This window comes from Solirubrobacter pauli (assembly GCF_003633755.1).
GTDB lineage: Bacteria > Actinomycetota > Thermoleophilia > Solirubrobacterales > Solirubrobacteraceae > Solirubrobacter > Solirubrobacter pauli.
Window position 1 is genome coordinate 37,176 of the sequence record NZ_RBIL01000003.1, and the last position, 24,068, is coordinate 61,243.

At 72.6% G+C, this 24,068-nt stretch carries 22 protein-coding genes; 12 read left to right on the forward strand and 10 right to left on the reverse strand.

What is annotated here, in order from left to right:
• Positions 1-32: 32 nt before the first annotated feature.
• From C8N24_RS31835 to C8N24_RS31850, 4 genes are read left to right on the forward strand one after another with little or no spacing between them, the layout of a single operon-like run.
• Positions 33-872: a phosphoenolpyruvate hydrolase family protein gene (locus C8N24_RS31835; RefSeq protein ID WP_121258230.1), complete on the forward strand. Its 840-nt coding sequence runs from the start codon at positions 33-35 to the stop codon at positions 870-872.
• Complete coding sequence (locus C8N24_RS31840) at positions 869-2,119, forward strand: Tm-1-like ATP-binding domain-containing protein (protein WP_121258232.1); 1,251 nt, start codon at positions 869-871, stop codon at positions 2,117-2,119. Before C8N24_RS31835 ends, C8N24_RS31840 begins: the two co-directional genes overlap by 4 nt.
• Positions 2,120-2,140: 21 nt before the next feature.
• Positions 2,141-3,055 (forward strand): LysR family transcriptional regulator, encoded by a 915-nt coding sequence (locus C8N24_RS31845; protein WP_121258234.1) that lies wholly within the window; start codon positions 2,141-2,143, stop codon positions 3,053-3,055.
• A 57-nt stretch (positions 3,056-3,112) separates the two neighbouring features.
• Positions 3,113-4,030, forward strand: coding sequence for a CE1 family esterase (locus C8N24_RS31850; protein WP_147448102.1), 918 nt, complete (start codon positions 3,113-3,115; stop codon positions 4,028-4,030).
• Positions 4,031-4,039: 9 nt separating this feature from the next.
• Here C8N24_RS31850 and C8N24_RS31855 read toward each other — a convergent pair whose 3' ends face one another.
• Positions 4,040-4,426, reverse strand: coding sequence for a MerR family transcriptional regulator (locus C8N24_RS31855; RefSeq protein WP_121258239.1), 387 nt, complete (start codon positions 4,424-4,426; stop codon positions 4,040-4,042).
• Positions 4,427-4,536: 110 nt separating this feature from the next.
• On the opposite strand from C8N24_RS31855, the gene C8N24_RS31860 reads away from it, so the two are divergent.
• Entirely contained in the window at positions 4,537-6,003 is a 1,467-nt protein-coding gene (locus C8N24_RS31860) for a SulP family inorganic anion transporter (protein WP_211340234.1), read from the forward strand.
• A 21-nt stretch (positions 6,004-6,024) separates the two neighbouring features.
• Here C8N24_RS31860 and C8N24_RS31865 read toward each other — a convergent pair whose 3' ends face one another.
• On the reverse strand, positions 6,025-10,284 hold the full coding sequence (locus C8N24_RS31865; protein ID WP_170179568.1) for a ThuA domain-containing protein: 4,260 nt from the start codon (positions 10,282-10,284) through the stop codon (positions 6,025-6,027).
• 267 nt (positions 10,285-10,551) lie between these two features.
• Between C8N24_RS31865 and C8N24_RS31870 the strand changes: the two genes are divergently transcribed.
• Positions 10,552-11,202, forward strand: a complete 651-nt coding sequence (locus tag C8N24_RS31870) for a response regulator (RefSeq protein WP_121258697.1) — start codon at positions 10,552-10,554, stop codon at positions 11,200-11,202.
• Here the strand turns inward: C8N24_RS31870 and C8N24_RS31875 are convergent.
• On the reverse strand, positions 11,185-12,165 hold the full coding sequence (locus tag C8N24_RS31875; protein WP_245972050.1) for a PAS domain-containing sensor histidine kinase: 981 nt from the start codon (positions 12,163-12,165) through the stop codon (positions 11,185-11,187). The two genes, C8N24_RS31870 and C8N24_RS31875, sit on opposite strands and share 18 nt — an antisense overlap.
• Before the next feature lie 49 nt (positions 12,166-12,214).
• Here C8N24_RS31875 and C8N24_RS31880 point away from each other — a divergent pair, with 49 nt between their 5' ends.
• On the forward strand, positions 12,215-12,736 hold the full coding sequence (locus tag C8N24_RS31880; protein WP_121258247.1) for a hypothetical protein: 522 nt from the start codon (positions 12,215-12,217) through the stop codon (positions 12,734-12,736).
• On the opposite strand, the gene C8N24_RS31885 is transcribed toward C8N24_RS31880, so the two are convergent.
• Both C8N24_RS31885 and C8N24_RS31890 read right to left on the reverse strand, forming a co-directional pair.
• On the reverse strand, positions 12,729-13,682 hold the full coding sequence (locus C8N24_RS31885; protein ID WP_121258249.1) for a L,D-transpeptidase family protein: 954 nt from the start codon (positions 13,680-13,682) through the stop codon (positions 12,729-12,731). The two genes, C8N24_RS31880 and C8N24_RS31885, sit on opposite strands and share 8 nt — an antisense overlap.
• Positions 13,683-13,722: 40 nt before the next feature.
• Positions 13,723-14,544, reverse strand: a complete 822-nt coding sequence (locus C8N24_RS31890) for a class I SAM-dependent methyltransferase (protein WP_121258251.1) — start codon at positions 14,542-14,544, stop codon at positions 13,723-13,725.
• Between the two features lie 159 nt (positions 14,545-14,703).
• Between C8N24_RS31890 and C8N24_RS31895 the strand changes: the two genes are divergently transcribed.
• Entirely contained in the window at positions 14,704-17,973 is a 3,270-nt protein-coding gene (locus C8N24_RS31895) for an AfsR/SARP family transcriptional regulator (RefSeq protein ID WP_121258253.1), read from the forward strand.
• Here the strand turns inward: C8N24_RS31895 and C8N24_RS31900 are convergent.
• Entirely contained in the window at positions 17,955-18,437 is a 483-nt protein-coding gene (locus C8N24_RS31900; protein WP_121258255.1) for an anthrone oxygenase family protein, read from the reverse strand. The genes C8N24_RS31895 and C8N24_RS31900 overlap by 19 nt on opposite strands.
• A gap of 109 nt (positions 18,438-18,546) precedes the next feature.
• Between C8N24_RS31900 and C8N24_RS31905 the strand changes: the two genes are divergently transcribed.
• Together C8N24_RS31905 and C8N24_RS31910 are read left to right on the forward strand one after the other, a co-directional pair.
• Positions 18,547-19,887, forward strand: coding sequence for an SDR family NAD(P)-dependent oxidoreductase (locus C8N24_RS31905; RefSeq protein WP_121258257.1), 1,341 nt, complete (start codon positions 18,547-18,549; stop codon positions 19,885-19,887).
• Positions 19,888-19,962: 75 nt separating this feature from the next.
• Positions 19,963-20,406: a VOC family protein gene (locus tag C8N24_RS31910; protein ID WP_211340236.1), complete on the forward strand. Its 444-nt coding sequence runs from the start codon at positions 19,963-19,965 to the stop codon at positions 20,404-20,406.
• On the opposite strand, the gene C8N24_RS31915 is transcribed toward C8N24_RS31910, so the two are convergent.
• Positions 20,345-20,980 (reverse strand): TetR/AcrR family transcriptional regulator, encoded by a 636-nt coding sequence (locus tag C8N24_RS31915; RefSeq protein WP_211340237.1) that lies wholly within the window; start codon positions 20,978-20,980, stop codon positions 20,345-20,347. The genes C8N24_RS31910 and C8N24_RS31915 overlap by 62 nt on opposite strands.
• 61 nt (positions 20,981-21,041) lie before the next feature.
• Between C8N24_RS31915 and C8N24_RS31920 the strand changes: the two genes are divergently transcribed.
• The gene (locus C8N24_RS31920; RefSeq protein ID WP_121258259.1) at positions 21,042-21,449 is read left to right on the forward strand and encodes a VOC family protein; all 408 of its coding nucleotides are present in this window, start codon (positions 21,042-21,044) and stop codon (positions 21,447-21,449) included.
• Here C8N24_RS31920 and C8N24_RS31925 read toward each other — a convergent pair.
• A complete protein-coding gene (locus C8N24_RS31925) occupies positions 21,446-22,273 on the reverse strand; it encodes a helix-turn-helix transcriptional regulator (protein WP_121258261.1) in 828 nt (275 codons plus the stop codon). The genes C8N24_RS31920 and C8N24_RS31925 overlap by 4 nt on opposite strands.
• A 50-nt stretch (positions 22,274-22,323) precedes the next feature.
• Here C8N24_RS31925 and C8N24_RS31930 point away from each other — a divergent pair, with 50 nt between their 5' ends.
• Positions 22,324-23,160: an oxidoreductase gene (locus C8N24_RS31930; RefSeq protein ID WP_121258263.1), complete on the forward strand. Its 837-nt coding sequence runs from the start codon at positions 22,324-22,326 to the stop codon at positions 23,158-23,160.
• 48 nt (positions 23,161-23,208) lie between these two features.
• Here C8N24_RS31930 and C8N24_RS31935 read toward each other — a convergent pair whose 3' ends face one another.
• Together C8N24_RS31935 and C8N24_RS31940 are read right to left on the reverse strand one after the other, a co-directional pair.
• Positions 23,209-23,433 (reverse strand): DUF1059 domain-containing protein, encoded by a 225-nt coding sequence (locus C8N24_RS31935; RefSeq protein WP_121258703.1) that lies wholly within the window; start codon positions 23,431-23,433, stop codon positions 23,209-23,211.
• A 68-nt stretch (positions 23,434-23,501) separates the two neighbouring features.
• Complete coding sequence (locus tag C8N24_RS31940; protein ID WP_121258705.1) at positions 23,502-23,978, reverse strand: VOC family protein; 477 nt, start codon at positions 23,976-23,978, stop codon at positions 23,502-23,504.
• Positions 23,979-24,068: the final 90 nt, after the last annotated feature.

Consider the following 24,068-nt stretch of genomic DNA (forward strand, 5'->3'; position numbering starts at 1 on the left):
TGCCCGTCGACGAAATTGGGAGGAGGACGCGGGTGCAGTACGCGAGGCAGGAGATCGTCGACCGGCTGAGAGGCCAGATCGACCGCAAGCAGGCGATCGTCTGCGCAGGGGCGGGCACGGGGATCTCCGCGAAGTTCATCGAGCGCGGTGGCGCCGACCTGATCATCGTCTACAGCTCCGGCCGGTTCCGGATGGCCGGCCACAGCTCGATGTGCGGCCTGCTCGCGCTCGGTGACGCCAACGCGATCGTGATGGAGATGGGCGAGCGCGAGATCCTCCCGGTCGTGCAGCGGACGCCGGTGATCGCCGGCGTCAACGGCACCGACCCGACGCGCGTGATGCGCCGCTTCCTCAGCGGCGTCGCCGACGCGGGCTTCTCGGGCGTGAACAACTTCCCCACCGTCGGCCTGTTCGACGGACGCTTCCGCAAGGAGCTGGAGGCGTCGGACCTCGGCTTCTCGCGCGAAGTCGAGATGATCTCGATCGCGCATGCGCTCGGGCTGTTCACGATCGTCTACGTCTTCACGCCGCAGGAGGCGGCCGCGATGGCGGCGGCCGGGGCCGACGCGGTGATCGCGCACATGGGCCTCACCGTCGGCGGGAGCATCGGCATGAGCAGCGAGGAGGCGATGACGCTCGACGCGTCGTGCGAGCTCGTGCAGGCGATCGGCGAGTCGGCGCTCGCCGAGCGACCGGAGACGATCGTGCTGTGCCATGGTGGCCCGATCGCCACCCCGGACGACGCCGCGTACGTGATGGGCCGCTCGAACGCGGTCGGGTTCGTCGGCGCGTCGAGCATGGAGCGCCTCCCGGTCGAGGAGGCCGTCTCCTCCACCACCGAGCACTTCAAATCGATCCCGATCGGCCTGTGAGCATCGCCCTCGTCGCCGCGCTGGACACCAAGGCCGAGGACGCCGCCTTCCTGGCGTCCCGGCTGCGGTCGCGCGGCCACGAGGTCGTCGTGGTCGACGTCGGCGTGCTGGGTGAGCCCGGACTGCCCGTGGACGTGCCGCGCGCGGTGGTGGCGCGCGCGGGCGGGAGCTCGATCGAGGCGCTCGTCGCGCGCCGTGACCGCTCGACCGCGGTGGCGGTGATGACGCGCGGCGCGGCACACGTGCTCGCCGACCTGCACGCGCGCGGGCCGCTGGCGGGCGCGCTCGCGATCGGCGGCGGCGCGGGCACGACGATCGGGGCGACCGCGCTGCGGGCGCTCCCGCTCGGGCTGCCGAAGGTCGTGCTCACGACGCTCGCCGCCGAGACGGGCCGCTTCGTCGGCACGAGCGACGTGGTGCTGTTCCCGTCGATCGTCGACGTCGCGGGCGTGAACCGCATCTCGCGCGTCTCATACGCGCGCGCGGCGGACGCGCTGGCCGGCATGGTCGAGGGCGCGCCGGAGCCGCCGGCCTCCGAGCGCGACCGGCCGCTCGTCGCCGCGACCATGTTCGGCGTCACGACGCCTTGCGTGCAGCGCGCCAAGGATCGGCTGGAGGCGGCCGGGTGCGAGGTGCTCGTCTTCCACGCGTGCGGCGCGGGCGGGCGGATGATGGAGCGCCTCGTCGACGACGGCCTCGTCGACGCCGTCCTGGACATCACCACCACCGAGTGGGCCGACGAGGTCGTCGGCGGCATCCTCACCGCCGGCCCGCACCGGCTCGAGGCCGCGGCGCGCGCCGGCATCCCCCAGGTCGTCTCGCTCGGCGCGACCGACATGGTCAACTTCGGCCCGCTGCGCACGGTGCCGTCGCGCCTGCGCGGGCGCTGCCTGTACGAGCACACCGCCGACTCCACGCTGCTGCGGGTCACGCCCGAGGAGGCGACCGAGATCGGCCGCGCGATCGGCCGCAAGCTCCGCGGCGCGGGCGATCACGCGACGGTGGTGGTGCCGCGCCGGGGCGTCTCCGCGCTCGACGACGCCGGCGCGCCGTTCGACGATCCCCGCGCCCGCGCCGCGCTCGCGGCCGCCGTCCGCGGCGAGCTCGCCGGCACCGCCGTGCAGTACGAGGAGCACGACCTGCACATCAACGACGACGTGTTCGCGGACCGCCTCGCCCAGCGGGTGCTCGAGCAGCTCGAAGCCGTCGGCCACGCGCCCCGCGGCGAACCCGCCCAGGCGCGGTAGCGACCGCAATACGCTGGGGCCGTGAACCTGGCTCGCTTGCGCGTCTTCGCCGAGGTCGCTCGGACGGGCACGTTCTCCGCCGCCGCCGAGACGCTCTCGTACACGCCGTCCGCCGTGTCGCAGCAGATGGCCAAGCTCGAAGCCGAGCTCGGCACGCCGCTGCTGGTCCGTGCCCGCACGGGGATCGCGCTGACCGACGCGGGCAAGGCGCTGCTCGCCCGGACCCGCACGATCCTCGCCGAGGTGCGCACGGCGCAGGCCGAGTTGGACGCGCTGGCCGTCGCGCGCTCGGGCACGGTGCGGCTGGGCTCGTTCCCGACCGCGACGCAGACGTTCGTGGCGGGCGTGCTGAGCACCTTCGCCGAGCGGTTCCCCGACGTGGCCGTGACGCTCGTCGACGACGAGCCGCACCACAACGTCGCGCGCCTGCACGACCGCGCGCTGGACCTGGCCGTGATCTTCGGCGTGCCCGACCGGCCCGTCGGGCTCGACTACTTCGGCGTCCGCCTCTCCCCCGACGACGCGGTCACGGTGACGCCGCTGCTCGAGGACGCCTACGTGCTCGTCGTGCCCAGCGGCCACCGGCTCGCCGAGGCGCCGGTCACCCTCGACGACCTGCGCGACGAGCGGCTGATCGGCAGCGCCGGGACGCCCGGGCTCACCGAGCTGGCCGACCGCTGCCGCGAGCGGGGCTTCGAGGCGCGCCTGAACGGGTTCGTGTGCACGGACTACCTGACCGTGCGGCGGCTGGTGGCCGCCGGGCAGGGGATCGCGGTGGTCCCGGGGCTCGCCGCGCAGCACCCGCTGGCCGGCACGGTCGTGCGCCGGTTCGAGGGCTGGGCGCCGCACCGGAACGTGCTGCTCGCGCAGCCCGCCGACGGCGTGCTCAGCCCGGCGGCGAGCGCGATGGCGGCCGTGCTCGTCCACGCTTGCTAATCCCGGGGTTCAGCAACGCTTGTGGCGCGACGGGCGCGCGCCGCGCAGGATCACCGGATGCGCGCCTCCCTCGTCCTGGTCCTCGTCTTCGCGCTGGCCGGTTGCGGCGCCGCCGCGGCGCCGCCGGCCGCCACGGTGCGCGAGCCGGGCTGCCGCCCGGCTGAGGACGCGGCGAGCTTCGGCGCGGGGAGCGTGCGCGTGTGCCCGGTCGGCGAGGACCGCCGCTACGCGCTCTACGAGCCGCGCGCGCTCGGACGCGAGCCCGTGCCGCTGATCGTGGCGCTGCACGGCGTCGGCGGCCCGCAGGCGACGCCCGCCGGCACCGCGCAGGCGTCCCGGCTGGGCGCCCTCGCGGACGCCGAGAGCGTCGCCGTGGCCTACGCCGACGGCAACGGCACCTGGAGCCACGCCGACGACGCCTACTTCTCGGCGCTGTTCGACGACGTCGCGCGCCACCGCGCGATCGACCCGCGGCGGGTCTACGTGATCGGCTGGTCCGGCGGCGGGTTCATGGTGCACCGGATCGCCTGCCGTCTCGCGGACCGGGTCGCCGCGGTGGCCGTGCTGCAGGCGCCGCTGCGCGGTGACTGCAGACCGAGCGCGCCGGTGAGCGTCCTGCAGATCGTCGGCGAAGCGGACCCGGTCATCCCCGTCGCCGGCGGCACGCTGCCGGACGGCACACGCGCGCCGAAGTTGACGACGGCGATGGCGCGCTGGCGCAGGCTCGCTGCCTGCGACCGCCCGACGATCCGCTCGGACGAAGGCATCTTCAACCAGCTCGCCGACTGCGACGGCGGCGCCTCCGTCGACCTGATCGCGCTGGAGGGCGGCGGCCACGTGTGGTACGGGCCCGACCAGCCCGCCCCCGACAACAAGGTCGACGCCACGCAGGAGGCGTGGCGGTTCTTCGCCGCGCACCCGAAGGCTCGCGGCCAGCGGACGACCTCGGACGTCGGCGGCGCGACCGAGCGCTGAGCGTGGTCGTCAGCCGGCTTCGGCGCGAAGCTGGTCCGCGAGCCCCTCGGCCTGGCGGAGCTGCTCCTGGAGCTTGGCGCACCGCTTGGCGGCGTCGTCGGCGTAGCGCGACAGCAGCTCTCGCGCCGCCGCCCGCGCATCCGGCCCCGCCGCTTGCAGCTGATCGCGGGCGTCGAGCAGCTCGCGCATCTCCTGGATGGTGAAGCCCAGCGGCTTCATCTGCTTGATCAGCGCCAGCCGATCGACCTGCAGCTCGCTGAAGAGGCGGAAGCCGCCGGCGGTCCGGGACTCCGGGGTCAGCAGCCCCTGCTCCTCGTAGTAGCGGACCGTGCGCAACGAGAGGCCGACGCGTTCGGCCACGTCGCCGATCTGCAGCAGCTTGCCGGTCTCGTCCATCGACCGTCTAGCCTACGCGTCACCAACCAACCCTTACGTTCATGTAAGGTTGCCTCGGTGCCGATGCCCTCGGCACGCCTCTCTCCCCTGTCGCTCCCCGAAGGATCCCCTTGCCAGTCCGCCTCACCCTGCCGTCGTTCGGCGTGCTTCGCGTCGAGCTGCTCGCCGGCCTCGTCGTCGCGCTCGCGCTCATCCCCGAGGCGATCTCGTTCTCGCTGATCGCCGGCGTCGACCCGCGCGTCGGGCTGTTCGCGTCGTTCACGATGGCGGTGACGATCGCGATCGCCGGCGGGCGGCCGGCGATGATCTCCGCGGCGACCGGCGCGATGGCGCTCGTGGTGGTCGGCCTGGTGAAGGACCACGGACTCGAGTACCTGCTGGCTGCGACGATCCTCGCGGGCGTGATCCAGATCGGGCTCGGCCTGCTCGGCGTGTCGAAGCTGATGCGGTTCGTGCCGCGGTCGGTGATGACCGGGTTCGTCAACGCGCTCGCGATCCTGATCTTCCTGGCGCAGCTGCCGCACCTGACCGGTGGCGGCGCGCTCGGCTACGCGCTGGTGGCCGCCGGGCTGGCGTTGATCTTCGTCCTGCCGCGCTTCACCACGGCGGTGCCCGCGCCGCTCGTGGCGATCGTGGTGCTGACCGTGGCGGTCGTGGCCTCCGGCTGGAGCCTGCCGGACGTCGGTGACGAGGGCGCGCTGCCCGACGCGCTGCCCGTGCTCGGCATCCCGAGCGTGCCACTGGACCTGGACACGCTGCGCATCATCGCGCCGTACTCCTTCACGCTCGCGATCGTCGGCCTGCTCGAGTCGCTGATGACCGCCAAGCTCGTCGACGACATCACCGAGACGCGCTCGGACAAGGAGCGCGAGACCCGCGGCCAGGGCATCGCCAACGTCGTCACCGGGTTCTTCGGCGGCATGGCCGGCTGCGCGATGATCGGCCAGACGATGATCAACGTGAAGGCCTCGGGCGCGCGCACCCGGATCTCCACGTTCTTCGCCGGCGCGTTCCTGCTCGTGCTGTGCGTCGGGCTCGGCGACGTGGTCGCGGTGATCCCGATGGCCGCGCTCGTGGCCGTGATGATCTTCGTCAGCGTCGCCACCTTCGACTGGCACAGCATCGCGCCGGCCACGCTGCGCCGGCTGCCCGCGGGCGAGACCGCGATCATGCTCGTCACGGTCGCCGCCACCGTCGCCACGCACAACCTCGCGATCGGCGTCGGCCTCGGCGTGCTCACGGCGATGGTGCTGTTCGCCCGGCGCGCGGCGCACCTCGTGCAGGTCGAGCGGGTCGAGGACCCCGACGGGACGACCGCCTTCTACTCCGTCACCGGCGAGCTGTTCTTCGCGTCCGACCAGGAGCTGATCGACGCGTTCGACTTCGCGGGCGACCCGCCGCGCGTGATCGTCGACCTGTCGCGCGCCCAGGTGTGGGACGCGTCGGCCGTCGCGGCGCTCGACGCGATCGAGACGCACTACGGCCGGCACGGGACCGCCGTGGAGATCACCGGCCTGAGCGCCGAGAGCGAAGCGCTGCACACGACGCTCTCGGGCCAGCTGGCCGGCGCGCACTGAGGCGCGCCGGCCGGCGGCGGACTACGGCTGAGTCGTGCTCAGCGTGAAGGTCAGCGTCTTCGAGTACGCCCCGGTGCGGAGCGCGTCGTTGGCACCGATCTTCTGCGTGAACAGGACGTCGACCTTCTCGTTGGAGGTCGGGCCGGTCCACGTGGACTTCGAGAGCGCCACCTGCAGCGGCTGCGGCAGGGAGAACGCCCCGTTGGTGAGATGGCCGGGGTCGGACACGCTCAGCGTCGCGTCACCCGCGGTGGAGATGACCGTCGCGTCCGTCTTGGCCGTGTAGGTCTTCTCCGCGCCCGGCGTGAACGCGCCGAACGTCGCGGGCGCCCCCAGGCTCAGGGCGAGCGTCGCGGGCACGCTGCCGCCCACGTCGCCGGCGGCGTTGGTCTGGACGACCGTGATGCCGTTGCCGCCGAACTCGGCCCAGTTGAGGTTGAACAGGTTGTTGCCCGTCGCCCCGCCCGTGACGGCGCGGAACACGAGGAACAGGTTGTGCCTGCCGCTCAGGCTGATCGGGAACGTCTGGGTGGTCCAGGTGCCCGTGCCGCCCGTGGAGACGAGGTTGGCGGTGGTCACGAGCGGGCCGTCGATCGCGTCGGCGCGGACCTCGACCGCGGCCAGCGGGGACCCTGCCGTGCGGCCGGCGGCGGCGTCCGCGACGCGGAACGACACCGTGTTGATCTGCTGCAGGTTGTACGCGCCGTTGAGCTGCAGCCAGTCACCGGCGGTGAGGCTCGAGCGGTGAACGCCCGCGCCGTTGTCGGTGTTGGCCGCCGTCGCCGTGCCGGACTGCGTGACGACGTGCTCGACCTCCTGGTGCTTCTGGCGGATCTGCACCTGGCTGGTGGTCTCCAGCGACGGCGCCTGGCCGGCCGAGCCGCCCTTGTCCGCGTACGTCGCGCTGATGACGCCGAAGACGTTGCCGCCGTGGTCGACGTCGTCGCGGTTGGTCTGCAGGAAGCCCGTGCAGCCCGTGGCGCTGTTCTCGGCGTGGCCGTGCGTGTCGTGGCCGAGGACGAACGTCACCGTGACGTCCTTGCAGTCGATCGACGGGTCCTCGGGATCGGTGACCGTGACCTTGTACTGGATCGTGTCGCCGAACGAGAACAGGCCGCCGTCGAGCGGCGCCTCGACCGTGATCGTCGGGCTGGTGTTGCCCGCGGTGATGACCGTGCTCGACGCCGTCTTCTTGCCCGACGAGTCGGTGACCGTCAGGACGGCGGTGTAGCGGCCGGCCTTGGCGTAGACGTGGCTCGGGCTGGCCTCCTCGGAGATGGCCGAGCCGTCGCCGAAGTCCCACTCGTAGCGGATCGAGTCACCCGGGTCCGGGTCGCTCGAGCCACTGCCGTCGAACTGCACCGTGAGCGGCAGCGCGCCGTCGGTGCGGTTGGTCTTGATGACCGACTTCGGGGAGCGCTGGCCCTTGACGTACTCCCACTTGTACATGCCGGCGTCCTGGTTGATGGCGAAGAAGCCGTCACCGTACGTGAGCAGGTACAGGTCGCCGTCGGCCCCGAACTGCAGGTCCTCCGGGTTGTCGCACTCGAAGTTGAACACGCTCGCCGCGCCGCCGACGCCGGACACCTGACCGCAGTCGAGGAGGCCGTTGATCTTGAAGATGCGGTTCTGCGAGTCGGTCTTGATCTCGCGCAGGGTGTCCTGCGTGAACTCGCCCAGCACGATCGAGTTGTCGTAGTAGGGCGGGAACTTGGCGGTGTTCGGGTTCGCCGGGTCGAAGTGGTACTTGGCCGCGCCGTGCGGGCCGACGCCACCCGTGTAGAGCTCCGGGAACAGGCGCGGGCACTCCGACGTGGAGCCGGGCGCGATCGGGCCCGGCGTCGGGTCCGCGTAGGCCGCGCACGGGGTGCCGAGCGGCGCCGACGCGTTGTTGTCGCGGTACGAGTACCAGATGTCCGCGTCGGTCACCGGGGGCAGGATCTGCAGGCCGGGCTCGTTGGCCGGGCCGCCGTCCCGCACCCACTTGGAGTCGTTGTGCGGCGTGGCCGAGTCGCAGTCCCACTTCTGCGGCGGGTCGTTGAGCGGCACGCCGATCGCCGGGCTGGCCGGGTTGTAGTTGGCCGCGAACTCGGAGTAGCTCCACTTGTAGTACGACACCTTGCTCGTGACGCACATCGGCCAGCCGTAGTTGGCCGCCTTGCGCACGATCTCGACGCGGCCGGCGCCGGCCGGGCCACGCCCGCGCTGCGGCACCTGCGAGTCGGGCGAGTAGTCCGTCACGTACGCGACGTCGTTCTCGTCGACCTGGATCCGGTACGGGTTGCGGAAGCCCATGGCGTAGACCTCGGGACGGGTCTTCGCCTGCGGCTGACCGCTCTGCAGCGGGAACAGGTTGCCCGCCGGGATCGTGTACGCGCCGCCCGAGCCGAAGTCGGCCTTGTTCTGGTCGGCGGCGGCGATCGCGTCCTTGACCTTGATGCGGTTGACCTTGCCGCGCAGGTCGTTCGTGTTGGCGGCGCCGCGGCGGGTGTCGCCGATCGGGTTGATGAACCAGCCGCCCTGCTGCACGGTCGCGGCCGTGGCCGTCGGTGAGTTGCCGGTCAGGCCGGCGCCGTTGATGGTGATCTGCTCCTGGTCGGCCTGCTGCAGCGCGCGCCGGAAGTAGACGTTCACGTTGCCCGTGTTGGCCGTGGTGGACGTGGTGGACCCGGAGGTCTGCACGTTGTCGACACCGATCGTGGAGAGCGCCTCGAGGGCCGCGTCGACCTGGGCGGTCGTCGCGTTGTACGGCAGCGGAGCGGTCGTCTGGCCCTTGAAGGACAGCGTGAACGTGCCGCCGGTCGCGTTGGTGTTGCGGACCGTCTGCTGCTCGTCGGTGAGCTGGTCGTTCATCGGGCCGAAGCCGCCGCCGTTGACGCCGTTGGCCTCGGTGTCGTCGCCCGTGACGAACCACAGGTTGCCGTGGGCGTCGAAGTCGATGTCACCGGCGACGTGGCAGCACGCCTGGCGGTTGTTGGACACCCGCAGGATCTGCTGCTCGGAGCCCAGGTCCAGCTTGGGCGGGTTGGTGCCGTCGCCGTCGATGAACTTGAAGCGCGAGAGCTGGAAGTAGCCCACGTACGGGTCCCAGGCCGTCTTGGACGGGGCGCTCGCGGGCGGCGTCGTGTTCGGCGTCGTCTGCGTGACGACCGTGCCGTCGGACAGCTTGACGTCGGTGACGGTCTGCGGCGCGTAGTACAGGTACACCCAGTGGTTGGTGGCGAAGTTGGGGTCCACCGCCGGGCCGTAGAGCCCGTCCTCGGAGTTGGTGTAGATGCGCTGCGTCAGCGGGACGCTGGTGCTCGAGAAGTCGGCGATCACCTGCGTCGTGCCCTTGACCGGGTCGTGCAGCCGCAGCTCGCCGCGGCGCGCGGTCTGGATGATGCGGCCGTCCGGCAGCTGGTCGAAGCCGATCGGCTCGTTGAGGTTCGGCGGACCCGAGACCTTGACCTGCTGGTAGTTGTTGAGGACGGTCGCGCCGCAGTCGCTGTACGTCGGATCGCTCTGGCCGGCCGCCCAGCTGATCGCGCCCTTCAGGTGCTCGCGCAGCTGCGCGTCGAACGAGCCCGCGGCGGTGCCGAGCGCGGTGTAGAACGAGCGGCCGCCGTTGAAGTCCTTGCAGAAGGACACCGGGTGGTTGGCGCCCATCGTGCCGCCGGCGATGCCGTCGAGCGTGTTGCCGCCCGGCTGCGGGCCGAACGGGTCCTCGACGACCGTCGCGAGCACGTGCGACTGGCCGCGGACGTCCTTGGCGAAGTTGTACCAGGACTCCGTGCGGTCCCAGTACTCGGGCAGGTTCTTGGTCGCGTCGTGCACGCGGTCGAAGACCTTCACCGTGCCCGACTGCGAGGCGGTGCGGCCCGACGACCGCGTGCCGAGCGCGCTGGTGAGGAACGACCAGCTCGAGTCGGTCTCGACGGCGGAGCCGACGCCGACGAAGCCGCCGCCCTTCTTGAAGTACGCCTCGAAGTTCGCGCGCTGGGCGTCGTTGAGCGGGCTCGCCTGGCCCGTGTTCAGGAACACGACGGTGCGGTACGCGTCGAGGCCCTGCGGCGTGAACTGCGCGCCCACGTCGGCCGGAGCCGGCGCGGTGACGGTGCCGGCGCTGCCGACGGCCTGCGTGATGGCGTCGATGCCCGCCGTCGCCAGCGCGTCTTGGGTGCTCGTGACGACGAGCACCTTGTACGGATCGGCCGGTGCGGCCTTCGGCTGCGCCTGCGCGGTGGCCGGCGCGACCAGGGCGAGGCTCAGCAGAGCCGCACCCACCCCTCTCCTCTTCATGCGTTCTCCTCTGTGGACAGGGGCCATCGGCGGCGCTCGGACGGCGCCGTCGTGCTGCCCTGAACCCTTTTGTATGACAACGCGCCAGAAGCGCGTATCAGACCCGACGCAACTATCTGCTTACACGGTTAGCGCTGTCAAGGTCGACCCGACCGACAGGGCGGTAGCTCTCATGAGAGCCGCCGTCAAGCCTGCTGCAGAGCCAGATCGCCACTATAAGAAGATGAGAAAGGGGGGCGGCCCGACATACTCGACGGCATGTCCGCGCTGCGCGCCGTGATCGCCGACGACGAGTTGCTCCTCCGCGAAGGCGTCGCCCGCGTGCTCGAAGAGGCCGGGATCGAGGTCGTCGCGCGCGCCGCCGACGCGCCTGACCTGCTGCGGCGGGTCCGCGGCCACAAGCCGGACGTGGCCATCATCGACGTGCGGATGCCGCCGGACCTGACCGACGACGGCCTGCGCGCCGCGATCGAGATCCGGCGCGAGCAGCCCGACGTCGGCGTCCTGGTGTTCTCGCAGCACCTGGTCGAGCGCTTCGTCACCGAGCTGCTCGGCGACGACGAGCGCGGCGTCGGCTACCTGCTCAAGCACCGGATCGCTGATCTCGGCTACTTCGTCGACGCGGTGCGGTCGGTGGCGCAGGGCGGCACGGCGCTGGACCCGGAGGTCGTGGCGCGGATGTTCGGCCGGCGCCGGCGCGAGGACCCGCTGGAGGCGCTCACGCCCCGCGAGCGCGAGGTGCTCGCGCTGATGGCCGAAGGGCTGTCCAACACCGGCATCGCGGAGCGGATGACCGTGCAGCCACCGGCCGTCGAGAAGCACGTGACGTCGATCTTCAGCAAGCTCGGCATCGCCCGCGACCGCGCCGAGAACCAGCGCGTCCTGGCGGTGCTGGCGTTGCTACGCGCCGCCCGCTAGCGGGACCACGCCGCGCACGCGGCGGTCGGCCACCTCGAGCGACCCGTGCAGGACGGCGAGCCGGTCCTGCAGGCCGCGCAGGCCCGAGCCCTTCGCCGGATCGGCTCCGCCGCGGCCGTCGTCGTCGACCTCGATCGTGAGCGTGTCCCCGTCCCGGCGGACCGTGACCTCGGCGTGGGTGGCGCCTGCGTGCTTGAACACGTTCGTGAGCGCCTCGGCCACCGTGAAGTAGGCGGCCGCCTCGACCGCGGGCGCGAAGCGCTCCTCGGTGACGTCCAGGTGCACCGCGATCGGTGCGCTCGCGGTCAGCTCCTCCAGCGCGACGGCCACGCCGCGGTCGGTGAGCACGAGCGGATGGACTCCGTTGACGAGGTCGCGCAGGTCCTGGATCGCCTGGCGGGCCTCGGCGGCCGCGCGGGCGAGCGCGTCCGGCGCGTGCGCCGGGTCCCGCCGCGCCTGCTCGACGCTGATCAACAGCGACACGAGCCGCTGCTGCGCGCCGTCGTGCAGGTCCCGCCCGATCCGCCGGCGCTCCTCGTCCGCCGCCTGGATGATCCGCGCGCGGGAGAGGCTGACCTCCTCGGCCGCGAGCCGCTCGCTGACATCGCGGAAGACGACGACGGCGCCGCGGCCGTCCGGCGTCGCCATCGGCGACGAGACGTAGCTCACCGGCACGAACGACCCGTCGCGGCGGATGAACCAGTCGAGCTCGACGCGCACCGTCTCCCCCGTCGTGCGCGGGCGCAGCAGCGGGCACTCGTCGGCGGGGAACGGGCTGCCGTCGCGGTGGTGGGAGTGGATCGTGGAGTGGCTGTCGACGCCGAGCAGCTCGAGCTCGTCGTCGTAGCCGAGCACGGTCAGCGCCGCCGGGTTGACGAAGCTGACCTCGCCCGCGGCGTCGACGAAGTAGACGGCGTCGGCGAGGCTGGCCATCAGGGCTTCGGCGAGCGGAAGGTCGGTCACGTGGGAAAACCCGATGGTCGGCGGTCCGGGCAGGGTCGATCCTAGGGGCATGGCGCCGACCCTGACGTTCGTGTTCGACCCGTACTGCGCGCGCAGCGCCGCCGCGGCGCCCGCGGTGCTCGAGCTGTGGCGCTCGCACCGCGACCGCGTGACGTTCGCCGCCGTGCACGCCGGCGGGGCCGTCGCCCGCTTCGGCCTCGGGCCGGACTCCGAGCGCTCGGCGCGGGCGTTCTGCGCGCTGCGGGCCGCGGCGCCCAGGCAGGCGGTGCCGATCGCGGTCGAGCTGCACCGCGCACCGCGGCTCGGACGGGGCGTGCTCGTCGACGTCGCCCTGCGCGTCGGGGCGGACCCGGCGCGCGTGTTCGAGGAGCTCCGCCGTCCCGGCCGGGGCGAGCGCGCGCGGGCCGAGCTCGACCGCGGGCGGGCCCTGCAGCTCGGCGACGGCCCGGCGCTGCTCTTCGAGTGCGACCACGTCGTCTCCAGCGTGCCGCTCGACGAAGGGCCGCTCGCCGCGGTGCTCGAGTCGTGGCTCGCGGCCGGCGCCCGCGTACCCGCGTCGACCGCTAGATGACCTGGACGGGCGTCCCGATCGACAGGAAGTCGTAGACGTACTTCGCCTCCGGCATCGGCAGCCGCGCGCAGCCGTGGGAGGCGGGCCGCGCCGGCACGTCGGCGTAGCCGTGCAGCGCCCAGCCGGCGTTCCAGTACGAGGCGTACGGCAGCCACGTCTTGTACGGCACCGACCAGGACTTGACCTCCTTGCGGTAGATCTTCCACTTGCCGGGCGGGGTGCCGATGTCCGGGCTGTCGCCGCCGATCCCGGTCGAGGTGTGGATCGCCCGCACCACGCGGCCGTCCCGGATCAGCAGCACGACGCCCTGCGACCGGTAGATCTCGACGCGGCGGCCCTTGCTCGTGCGGTCCAGCGGCAGCGGCCGGCCCGCCGACTGGAGCTTGGCCAGCGTCTTGGGCCCGACGACCCCGTCGCGCTCGAGCCCGCTCCAGGCCTGGAAGGCGAGCACCGCCTGCATGGTCCGGTAGTCGAACGACCCGTTCACGGCGCTCGTCGGCAGGTAGCCGAGCGCGGCCAGCTTCGTCTGCACCTGCCGCGGGTCGGCGGGCGCGGGCTGCTTGCGGGCGGGCGGCTCCGGCTCGACGTACCGCTTCGGGCCGAAGTCCTCGCGTGTGTACGTCTTCCCGTCGATCGTCACCTCGTCCTCGCCGGAGGCCGTCGTGTAGACGACCTGCGCGAGCGCCGCGTACGGCTTCAGGTTCGGTGTGAAGTCGATCCTCCGGCCGCTGACCTTGGCCGTGAGGCCGGCGGGCAGCGTCGTGCCGTAGCCGGGCGGTGGCCCCGCCAGCAACGCCTTCAGCGCCGGCTCGATTCCGGCGGGGAGGTCTCGCTCGACGTACGCGAGCTGCTCCCCCTTCGTGAAGTAGACGCGCTTCGTCGCGGCCTGCGCGGCCGTCGGGACGGTGAGGAGCAGGACGGCGGCGAGCAGGGCAGTGCGGATCATTCCGCGGGAGTCTGACGTGCCGCGCCGCCGCCTGACCGACTCAGCGGCGGACGCCCACGACCTCGAGGTACTCGGCCGGCACGGCGATGCCGCCGTCGCGACGGCGGGCGCAGCGCTCGACGACGGCGATCAGGTCGCGCTCGAGCGCTTCGGCCCCGGCCTCGCCGACGGCCTCGAAGGCCTTCAGGGTCGGGCCGTAGTAGGTGCGCATGGTGGTGATGAACTCGGCCGCGTCCCGGAAGCGCCACATGAACATGCGGCGGCGGGTGCTGATCGAGTCGACGTCATCGCCGAGCAGCTCGGCGACGCCCGCCTCGCTGCCCCAGAACAGCGGCGACGACACGCCGACGGGCGGCGGGACGTGCGCGGCGGTCGCGCGGAACAGCTCGCCGAGGAAGCCGTCGGGCGTCCAGCTCGCGAGCGCGATCAGGCCGCCGGGGCGGCACACGCGGACGAGCTCGGAGGCGGCCTGGTGCTGGTGCGGCGCGAACATCACGCCGAACACGGACGTGACGGCGTCGAACGTGCCGTCGGCGTACGGCAGCGCCTCGGCGTCGGCCTCGGCGAAGGTGATGTCGAAGCCCTCCGCGTTCGCGCGCTCGCGGCCGCGCTCGAGCAGGGCGGGGACGTAATCAGTGCAGGTGACGTCGCAGCCGCAGCGCGCCGCGGCGATGGCGGCGTTGCCGGTGCCGCCGGCGACGTCCAGGACGCGGGAGCCGGCGACGAGGTCGGCGCTGTCGACGAGGCGCTCGGCGACGATGTGGATGAGCGAGGCGATGACGCCGAAGTCACCGCTGGACCACATGGCCTGCTGCTTGCGCTTGACCGCTGCGAGATCAACGGTCTCGAACGTGAGTGACATTGGGGAGAGCTCCGATGCAGATGGGGAGGAAGCGCCGCGGATCGTCTCGGGGCACGGTTTCAGCGCGGTAACAACGACTCAGGTAGCGTCGCGGTACTGGGCATCGAATTCCGCATCCTCGGACCGCTCGAAGTCCACGCCGACGACCACTCACTGACCGTGGGCGGGGCGCGCCAACGGGCGCTGCTGGCCGTCCTGCTGCTGCACGCGAACGAGACGCTCAGCGCCGACCGGATCATCGACGAGCTGTGGGGCGCGCGCCCGCCGGCGACCGCCGCGAAGACCGTCCAGGTGTACATCTCCCGCCTGCGCAAGGCGCTCGGCCCCGACGGCGGCGTCACCACGCGCGAGCACGGCTACGAGCTGCGGGTCGCCCCCGAGCAGCTCGACGCGCACCGCTTCGAGCGGCTCCTCGCGGAGGCGCGCGCCGAGCTGGCCGAGGGCCGCGCGGCCCGCGCCGCGTCCACACTCGAAGGTGCGCTGGCGTTGTGGCGGGACGCGCCGCTCGCCGACCTCACCTTCGAGGCGCCGGCGCAGCGCGCGATCGCGCGGCTCGAGGACCTGCACGTCGACGCGCTCGAGCTGCTGGCGGACGCCGAGCTCGAGCTCGGACATCACGCGCCGCTCGTCGAGCGGCTCGAGCGGCTCGTCGCCGCGCATCCGTTCCGCGAGCGCTTCCGCGCGCAGCTGATGCTCGCGCTGTACCGCAGCGACCGTCAGGCCGACGCCCTCCAGGCCTACCGCGCGGCGCGCGCGACGCTCGCGGAGGAGCTCGGGATCGAGCCGGGCGAGCGGCTGCGCGAGCTCGAGCGGGCGATCCTCACGCAGGACCCGCGGCTCGACCTCGCGCGTGTGGCCACCGCCGCCACCCCGGAGCCGACCGCGGCGGGCGCGTTCGTCGGCCGGGAGGCCGAGCTGGCCGAGCTCACGGCCGGGCTCGACGAGGTCACCGCCGGGCACGGCCGGCTGTTCCTCCTGGTCGGCGAGCCCGGCATCGGCAAGAGCCGGCTCGCCGAAGAGCTCAGCGCGCACGCGCGGGCGCACGGCGCCCTCGTGCTGGTCGGCCGCTGCTGGGAGGCGGGCGGCGCGCCCGCGTACTGGCCGTGGGTGCAGTCGCTGCGGGCGTACGTGCGCCGGGTGGAGCCGGACGTGCTGCGCGCGCAGCTCGGGCCGGGCGCGGCGGACGTCGCGCAGCTGCTGCCGGAGCTGCGGGACGTGCTCGACGAGCTGCCGCCGGTGAGCGCGGTCGAGTCCGACGGCGCGCGCTTCCGCCTGTTCGACTCGCTGACGGCGTTCCTCAAGCACGTCGCCGACGAGCAGCCGCTCGTGCTGATCCTCGACGACCTGCACGCGGCGGACGAGCCGTCGCTGCTGCTGCTCCAGTTCGTCGCGCGCGAGCTCGCGCGCAGCCGCGTGATGGTGGTCGGCGCCTACCGCGACGTGGACCCCACCGTCGTGGAGCCGCTCGACGCCGCCGTGGCCGAGCTCACGCGCGAGCCGGTCACGCGGCGGCTCACGCTGCGCGGGCTCGACGCCGACGACGTGACCCGCTACATCGCGCTCGCCGCGCCGACCGTCAGCGCGATGGGCGCGGCGGTGTTCGCCGAGACGGAGGGCAACCCGCTGTTCGTCGGCGAGATCGTGCGGCTGCTCGACAAGGAGGGTCAGCTCGCGATCCCGAACAGCGTGCGCGAGACGATCGGCCGCCGGCTCCGGCACCTCTCCGACGACTGCAACGCCGTGCTGACGACCGCGTCGGTGCTCGGGCGCGAGTTCGACCTGCAGGTGCTCGCACGCGCGTGCGAGCGCGGCACCGCCACGGTCCTGGAGCTGCTCGACGAGGCCGCCGACGCCCGCGTGGTCTCCGACGTGCCCGGGGCGATCGGCCGGCTGCGGTTCGCGCACGCGCTGATCCGCGACGCCGCCTACCAGCGGCTCTCGCGCGCCCGCCGCGTGGAGCTGCACCGGTGCGTCGGCGAAGCGATCGAGGCGGTGCACGCCGCCGACCTCGACCCGCACCTCGCCGAGCTCGCCCACCACTTCGCGGAGGCGGCGGCCGCCGACGGCCCGGAGCGCGCCGTCCACTACGCCGCGCGGGCCGGTGCGCGCGCCGTCACGCTGCTCGCCTACGAGGAGGCGGTGCGCCTGTACGCGCTGGCGCTGGACGCGAGCGCCCGGGCCACGCCCGAGGAGCGCTGCGGGCTGCTGCTCGCGCTCGGTGATGCGCAGGGCCGGCGCGGCGACGACGGCGGCGCGAAGGCGACCTTCATGCGGGCGGCCGAGCTCGCGCGCGGCGCCGGCCTGCCGCAGCTGCTGGCGCGGGCGACGGCCGGATACGGCGGACGCTTCCTGTGGGCGCACGGGCTCACCGACGAGCGGCTCGTGCCGCTGCTGGAGGAGGGCCTGGTCGCGGTCGGGACGCACGACAGCGAGCTGCGCGTGCGGCTGCTGTCACGGCTCGCGGCCGCGCTCCGCCACGGGCCGACCCGCGCGCGCCGCGAAGTGCTGATGGACGAGGCGATCCAGATGGCCCGCCGGATCGGCGATCCGGTGACGATCGCGTCCGCGCTGACGGCCGCCGAGTCGGCCCTGCACGCCCCGCACACCGCGCAGGCGCGCCTGGCCAACGCGGGCGAGATCGTCGAGCTCGCCGTCCGCGCGGGGGACCGCGAGCGCGAGTTCGACGGGCACGAGCACGCGTTCTGGGCGTCGTGGGAGCTCGGTGACCCCGACCGCCGCGCCCGGGAGCTGACGGAGATGGCGCGCGTGGCGGCCGAGCTGCGCCAGCCCGCCCAGCAGTGGATGCTGGCGGCCGCGCACGCGACGCTCGCGCTCGCGCAGGGCCGCTTCGAGGAGGCGCCGGCGCTGATCGCGCGGGCGCACGAGATCGGTGCTCCGACGCTGGCCTGGAACGCGCAGGCCGCGCGGACCCTGCAGCGCTTCATCCTCTGCCGCGAGTGCGGTGGGCTCGAGGCGTACCTGCTCGAGGTGCGCGACCGCGAGCACGACTTCCCCTCTCCCCTGGTCCACGGCGCGGTCGTCTCGCACGCGCTCGCGTTCCTGGACCGCGGCGACGAGGCCGCCGAGCTCGTCGACGAGCTGCTCGGGCACGACCTGGCCGACTGGCACGTCGACGAGCAGTGGTTCGTCAGCCTCTGCCTGCTCGCCGAGACGTGCGCGATCATCGGTGACGCCGACGCCGGCGCCGTCCTCTACGACCTGCTCGAGCCCTACGCCGACCACAACGCGGTCGCCGTGCCCGAGCTCGCCCTGGACTCGACGAGCCGCCCGCTCGGCCTGCTCGCCTCGCTGCTCGGCCGCCACGACGACGCCGAGCGCCACTTCGCCGACGCGGTCGCCATGAACGAGCGGATGGGCGCGCGGGCGTGGGTCGAGCACACGCGCCGCGCTCAGGCGCTGCGGCCGTAGACGACCAGCGAGTACGCGAGCAGCAGGAACGCCAGGGAGGACGCGACGACCCGCACGAGGTTGAACGCGGCCCAGCGCGCCTCGTGGAAGCGCTCGCGGATCGCGGTGGCGTCGTCGAGGTTCGTCGCAGCCTTGATCGCGTCGTTGAGCGGGACGTTCACGGCGACCGTGATCACGACGACCACGACGTAGAGCGCGAGCGCGGCGGCCACGTACGGGAGCGGGTCCTTCCCGAGCTGGGTGACGAGCGCCACCGCGGTCAGCACGAGCGCCCCCGCGAACCCGGTGAGCATGAACCACGGGTTGATGATCGCCCGGTCGATCGATTGGAACGCCGCCACGAACGTCCGGTCGTCCGTCGTCTTCAGGCCCGGCATGATCGCGTGCGCGTACAGCGCGAACGCACCCGTGACCAGGCCCATCGTGAAGGTCGCTCCGACCAGTGACGCCGCTCGTAGGTCCATGAGACGTATGGAACCGCGTCGGCGTGAGCGTGTGAATGGCTGAAAGGCGCTGGTGCATGTGCGAGCGTCTACGCCTGCCCTCGCTTCGTACCGTGTCCCCTCGCTGCTCATGGAGATCGACGCCGAAGACCTCGAGAGGTGCCTGGCCGTACTCGCCCGCGTGGAAGCGCTGCCGGTCGAGCATCCGCAGGCGGTGGCCGTGCGCCGCGCGACCGCGAAGCTCTTCAAGACCGTGAAGGAGCGCCGCCGCGCCGAACGCCGGGCCGCCGTCGCCGCCGCCGACCGCGCCGTGTTCGCCGCCACCGCCACGGCGGCCCCGGGCCGGATCGACGACGAGACGCGCGGCATCGAGCTCACGACCGTCGCGGGCGCCACCGCCGGCACGCTGATCCGGGCCCGGCCGTGCTACCAGTGCAAGCGCAAGTACACCGAGGTCGACGGCTTCTACCACCAGCTGTGCCCCGAGTGCGCGACGCTCAACCGCGAGCGCCGCGAGGCCCGTGCTGACCTCACCGGCCGCCGCGCGCTGCTCACCGGCGGCCGCGCGAAGATCGGCATGTACATCGCGCTGCGGCTGCTGCGCGACGGCGCCCACACGACGATCACGACCCGCTTCCCCAAGGACGCCGCCCGCCGGTTCGCGGCCATGTCCGACAGCCCGGAGTGGCTCGACCGCCTGAAGATCGTCGGCATCGACCTGCGCCAGCCAGGCCAGGTCATGGCGCTGGCCGAGGCGGTCGCCGCCGAGGGCCCGCTCGACATCCTCATCAACAACGCGGCGCAGACCGTCCGTCGCTCGCCCGACGCCTACGCGCTGCTGGTCGCCGGCGAGGCCGACGCGCTCCCGCCTGGACCGGACGTGCTCGAGCTCGGCGACGCGCACGACCTGCACCCGGTGACCACGCTCGCCCTCACGGCCCGCTCGACCGCCGTGGACGCCGGCGGCCTCGTGCCCGACGACGTCGATCACAACAGCTGGACCCAGCGCGTCGGCGAGGTCGACCCGGTCGAGATGCTCGAGGTCCAGCTCTGCAACACGGTCGCCCCGTTCATCCTCATCGACCGCCTGCGCGCGTCGCTGGCGGCGTCGCCCGCGCGCCGCACCTACATCGTCAACGTGTCCGCGATGGAGGGCAGTTTCGGCCGCGGCTACAAGGGGCCCGGTCACCCGCACACGAACATGGCCAAGGCCTCGTTGAACATGCTGACCCGCACGAGCGCGCACGAGCTCCTGGCCACGGACGGCATCCTGATGACCAGCGTGGACACGGGCTGGATCACCGACGAGCGCCCGCAGACCACCAAGCTCCGCCTCGCCGACGAGGGCTTCCACGCCCCGCTCGACCTGATCGACGGCGCCTCCCGCGTCTACGACCCGATCGTCCGCGGCGAGGCCGGTGAGGACGTGCACGGCGTCTTCCTCAAGGACTACGCGCCGACCCAGTGGTGATCCCACCGATGAGTTTCGACGAGTGACCCGGTCTTCGGTCACGTACGTCATCGAACCATCGACTGGAGCCCCACCGTGTCCACCCATCCCGGCCGCAACCTGTTCGTGAACCTTCCGGTTGCGGACCTCGAGCGCAGCAAGGCCTTCTTCACGACGCTCGGCTTCACCTTCAACCCGCTCTTCAGCGACGAGACGGCCGCGTGCATGCTCGTGGGCGAGCAGTCCTTCTTCATGCTCCTCACCCGCGAGAAGTTCGCCGAGTTCTCGAAGCTGCCGATGGCCGATCCGAGCACCCACGCGCTCGCCCTCTACTGCTTCAGCGTCGCCTCGCGGGACGAGGTCGACAGCGTCAGCGCGGCCGCCCTGTCCGCCGGCGCCACCGAGGCGGACGGCGCGGAGGACCACGGCTTCATGTACTCGCGCAGCTTCTTCGACCCGGACGGCCACGGCTGGCAGGTCATGTGGATGGACCCGGCCGCGGCCGAGCAGGGTCCCGAGGCCGCCGCGCAGCCGGCCTGACGCCGCCACCCAGCACGCCGTCGACGACCAGGGTCACGAACGGCGCGTCGATCGGCTCGCGCGAGAACCACCGGCGGTAGTACAGCGGGCCGATCAGCGCCGAGATCAGGCCGGGCACGTCGGCATCCGCCGGCAGCTCGGCCCGCTCGACGGCGCGCTCCAGGACGGCTCGCAACGACGACGCGTGCCCGCGCTGGATCCGGCTGTGCAGCGCGGCGAAGTCCGCATCGCGCTCCGCGATGTCGACGAGCGACGGCACCACGCTCGACCAGCGGGCGCTGGTGAGCTTCGCTCCGAGGCTCACCAGCAGCGCGGTCAGATCGCCCTCCAGCGTGCCCGTGTCCGGCACGGGCTCCTGGGCGCTGATCCGCGCCGCGGCTTCGAGCACGAGCGCCTCCCGGGACGGCCAGTGCCGGTAGATCGTCGTCTTCGCCACCCCGGACCGTCGCGACACCTCGTCGACGCTGAACCCACCGACGCCGCCCTCGCTGAGCAGGTCGAACGACGCGGCGAGCACGCGCTCGCGCGAGCGACGAACCCGCGCATCCATGTTCCCGGCGTCGACCACGTCCACGACACGATGACAAACGCTACGCTACGGTACCGTAGCGTTACTCGTGAACAGGAGCCGCACTGTGAACCTTGTCTCCATCCGGATCATCACCGACGACGTCGACCGGGCGGCTCGCTTCTACGAGCTCGCGACGGGTGTCACCCCCGTCCGCTACACCCCCGTGTTCGTCGAGCTGCAGACCGCCGCCGGCACGCTCGCCATCGGGCACACGTCGACCACCGCCCTGTTCGGTGAGGGCTCGGCCCGGCCCGCCGACAACCACTCGGCGATCATCGAGTTCCGCGTCGACGACGTCGACGCCGAGCACGAGCGCCTCCAGCCACACGTCAGCGACTGGGTGCAGGCGCCGACCACCATGCCGTGGGGCAACCGCTCGATCCTCTTCCGCGATCCCGATGGCAACCTCGTCAACTTCTTCACGCCGGTCACTGCCGACGCGATCGCGAAGTTCGACGCCGTACGGAGCTAGAGCCGCGCCAACGCCCGGCGGGTGGCGTCATCCCCCGGGCCGTAGACGGTCAGGCGGAGCTCCGGCGCACCCGTCGGAATGGTCTGGGCATGGAGGAAGAACAGGCGCCCGAGCTGCGGGTGGTCGATCGTCTTGGTGCCGCGCTGCACGTCGAGGACGTCGCGAGAATCCCACCAGCGGGCGAAGGGCTCGCTGCGGGCCCTGAGCGACTCCACGAGCTGCTCGTAGTCGTGCTCGCCGGCGTGGCGCGCGTGCTCGGCGCGGAACCGGGCGACGGTGCCGCGCGCCGTGCTCTCCCAGAGCGGGTTCTGCGGGTCCGGGCGGTGGACGAAGAACCAGTGCAGCAGCGAGCGCGACTCCGCCGGCTGGTCGAACGCCTCGCCGAAGATCCGGGAGGCGGCGTCGTTCCACGCGAGGATCCGCGTCATCGGGCCGATCAGGTACGCGGGGTGGGGATGCATCGCGTCCACGAGCTGCGCCAGCTCGACGGCGACGGCGTCGTCGGACGGCTCGGTCGCGAGCGGCATCTCGGTGCGTGCCAGCGCGTACAGCGTCCCGCGTTCGGCGTCGTCGAGGCGCAGCGCCCGCGCGATCGCGTCGAGCACCTGCGGCGACGCGTTGATGTCGCGGCCCTGCTCGAGCCACGTGTACCAGGACACCCCGACTCCGGCGAGCGCGGCGAGCTCCTCGCGGCGCAGGCCGGGCGTCCGTCGGCGGGTTCCGCCGTCCGGCAGCCCGACGTCCTCAGGCCGGATGCGGGCGCGGCGCGAGCGCAGGAAGGCGGCCAGCTCGGAGCGTCGCGTGGGTGGTGGTGTGACTCCCATGTTCAAGGGGCTTCTGGTCCGGCGGCTGAACCTAGCGCAGCATCAGCGTCATGACTCACAGCTACGAGCTGGCCGGGCGTGCGGTGCACCGCGTCGGCTACGGAACCATGCAGCTTCCCGGTCCCAACCACTTCGGCCCGCCGCGCGACCGCGACGCGGCGCTCGCTGTGCTGCGGCGGGCGCGTGCGCTCGGCGTCGACCACTTCGACACGGCCGCCTATTACGGCCCGTGGGTCTCCAACGCGCTCCTGCGCGAGGCGTTCGACCTGTCGGAGGTGACCGTCGTGTCCAAGGTCGGCGGCCGCCGTGGCCCCGACGGCGCCTGGCTGCCCGCGCTCTCACCCGCCGAGCTGACGTGGGGCATCGACGAGAACCTGATCGGCCTCGGCGTGGAGCGGCTCGACGTCGTCAACCTCCGCCTGTTCGCGGTGCCCGACCCCGGATTCGACGAGCGGCTGGCGGCGCTCGTGGACGCGCGGGACGCCGGCAAGATCGGCGCCATCGGGCTCTCGAACGTCAGCGTCGCCGAGCTGGACCGCGCCGCCGAGCTCGGCGTCGAGATCGCGTGCGTGCAGAACCAGTACGCGCTGACGTTCCGCAAGGACGAAGCGCTCCTCCAGGCGTGCGCGCAACGGGGCATCGCCTTCGTGCCCTTCTTCCCGCTCGACTTCGGCAAGGTCGACGGGCACCCGGTCGTCCGTGAGATCGCAGCCACGCACGCGGCGACCCCGGCGCAGATCGGCCTGGCGTGGTTGCTCGCGCACAGCCCGAACGTCCTCCTGATCCCCGGGACGTCCAGCATCGCGCACCTGGAGGAGAACGTCGCGGTCGGAGCGATCGAGCTCAGCGCGCAAGACCGCGAACGCCTCGACGCGATCGCCGGCTGACCGCGCGGGGCAGCGGCGTGCCGCCGGCGGCGGCACGCCGTCCTCGGGCTAGCCCGGCATCGGCTCCGGGGCACGCGGCGCGTTCGAGTACGCCTCGGCCGGCTCCAGGAACTCGCTCAGCTGCTGTCGCAGCTCGGGCGTGTCCTCATGCCCGTGCACGGAAGCGGCGTGCTCCGCGGCGGCCCGAACCACCTCCTCCTGCTCACCGATGATGGTGAGGGAGCAGTTGCTGTCGCTCGGCCAGCGACGGCAGTCGGCCATCATTCTCGCCATACCGACCTCCTTGGTCGGTCCGATGATCCTCCAAACGCCGGTGCGGGTCAACGCGTCACGATGCGGCTCTACTGGACTCGCCCGGGAATCCGCTCGTTGACTTCCTGCAAGACCCACTGGTTGCCGTCGGGGTCCGCGAACGTGGCGTGGCTGACGTAGGAGCGGCCGTCAGGGTCGCGGCCGGGCTGCGGCGCCTCGCCCGGCAACGCGTGGAAGATGTCGCTGACCGCGATGCCGCGATCGATGAGCTCGGTGCGAGCCGCCTCGATGTCGCTCACGATCAACAACAGCCGCTGGAGGCGCTCGGCACCCGCCGGGCGGAACTGGATCGACGCGGACGATCCGGGCGGCGTGAGCTGGACGGCGCGCACCTGCTCGGTGAACTGATGGTCGATGTCGAGCTGCCATCCGAGCTGCTGGTAGAACGCCTTCGCGCGGTCGAAGTCGGTGACGGGAACCGGCGTGACCTCGAACCGCATCGGGACGGTCGCGAGCTGCTGCCCGGCGGGCGGTGACGGGATGGTGGCGGGCTGGGTGATGCTCATGGTGACCTCCGTACGGTCGGCGTAGCTGGTGTACGAAGCCTCCCGCGCCGTCACGACCGTCGCGCCCGTCGAAGTCACTGGTCCTCACCC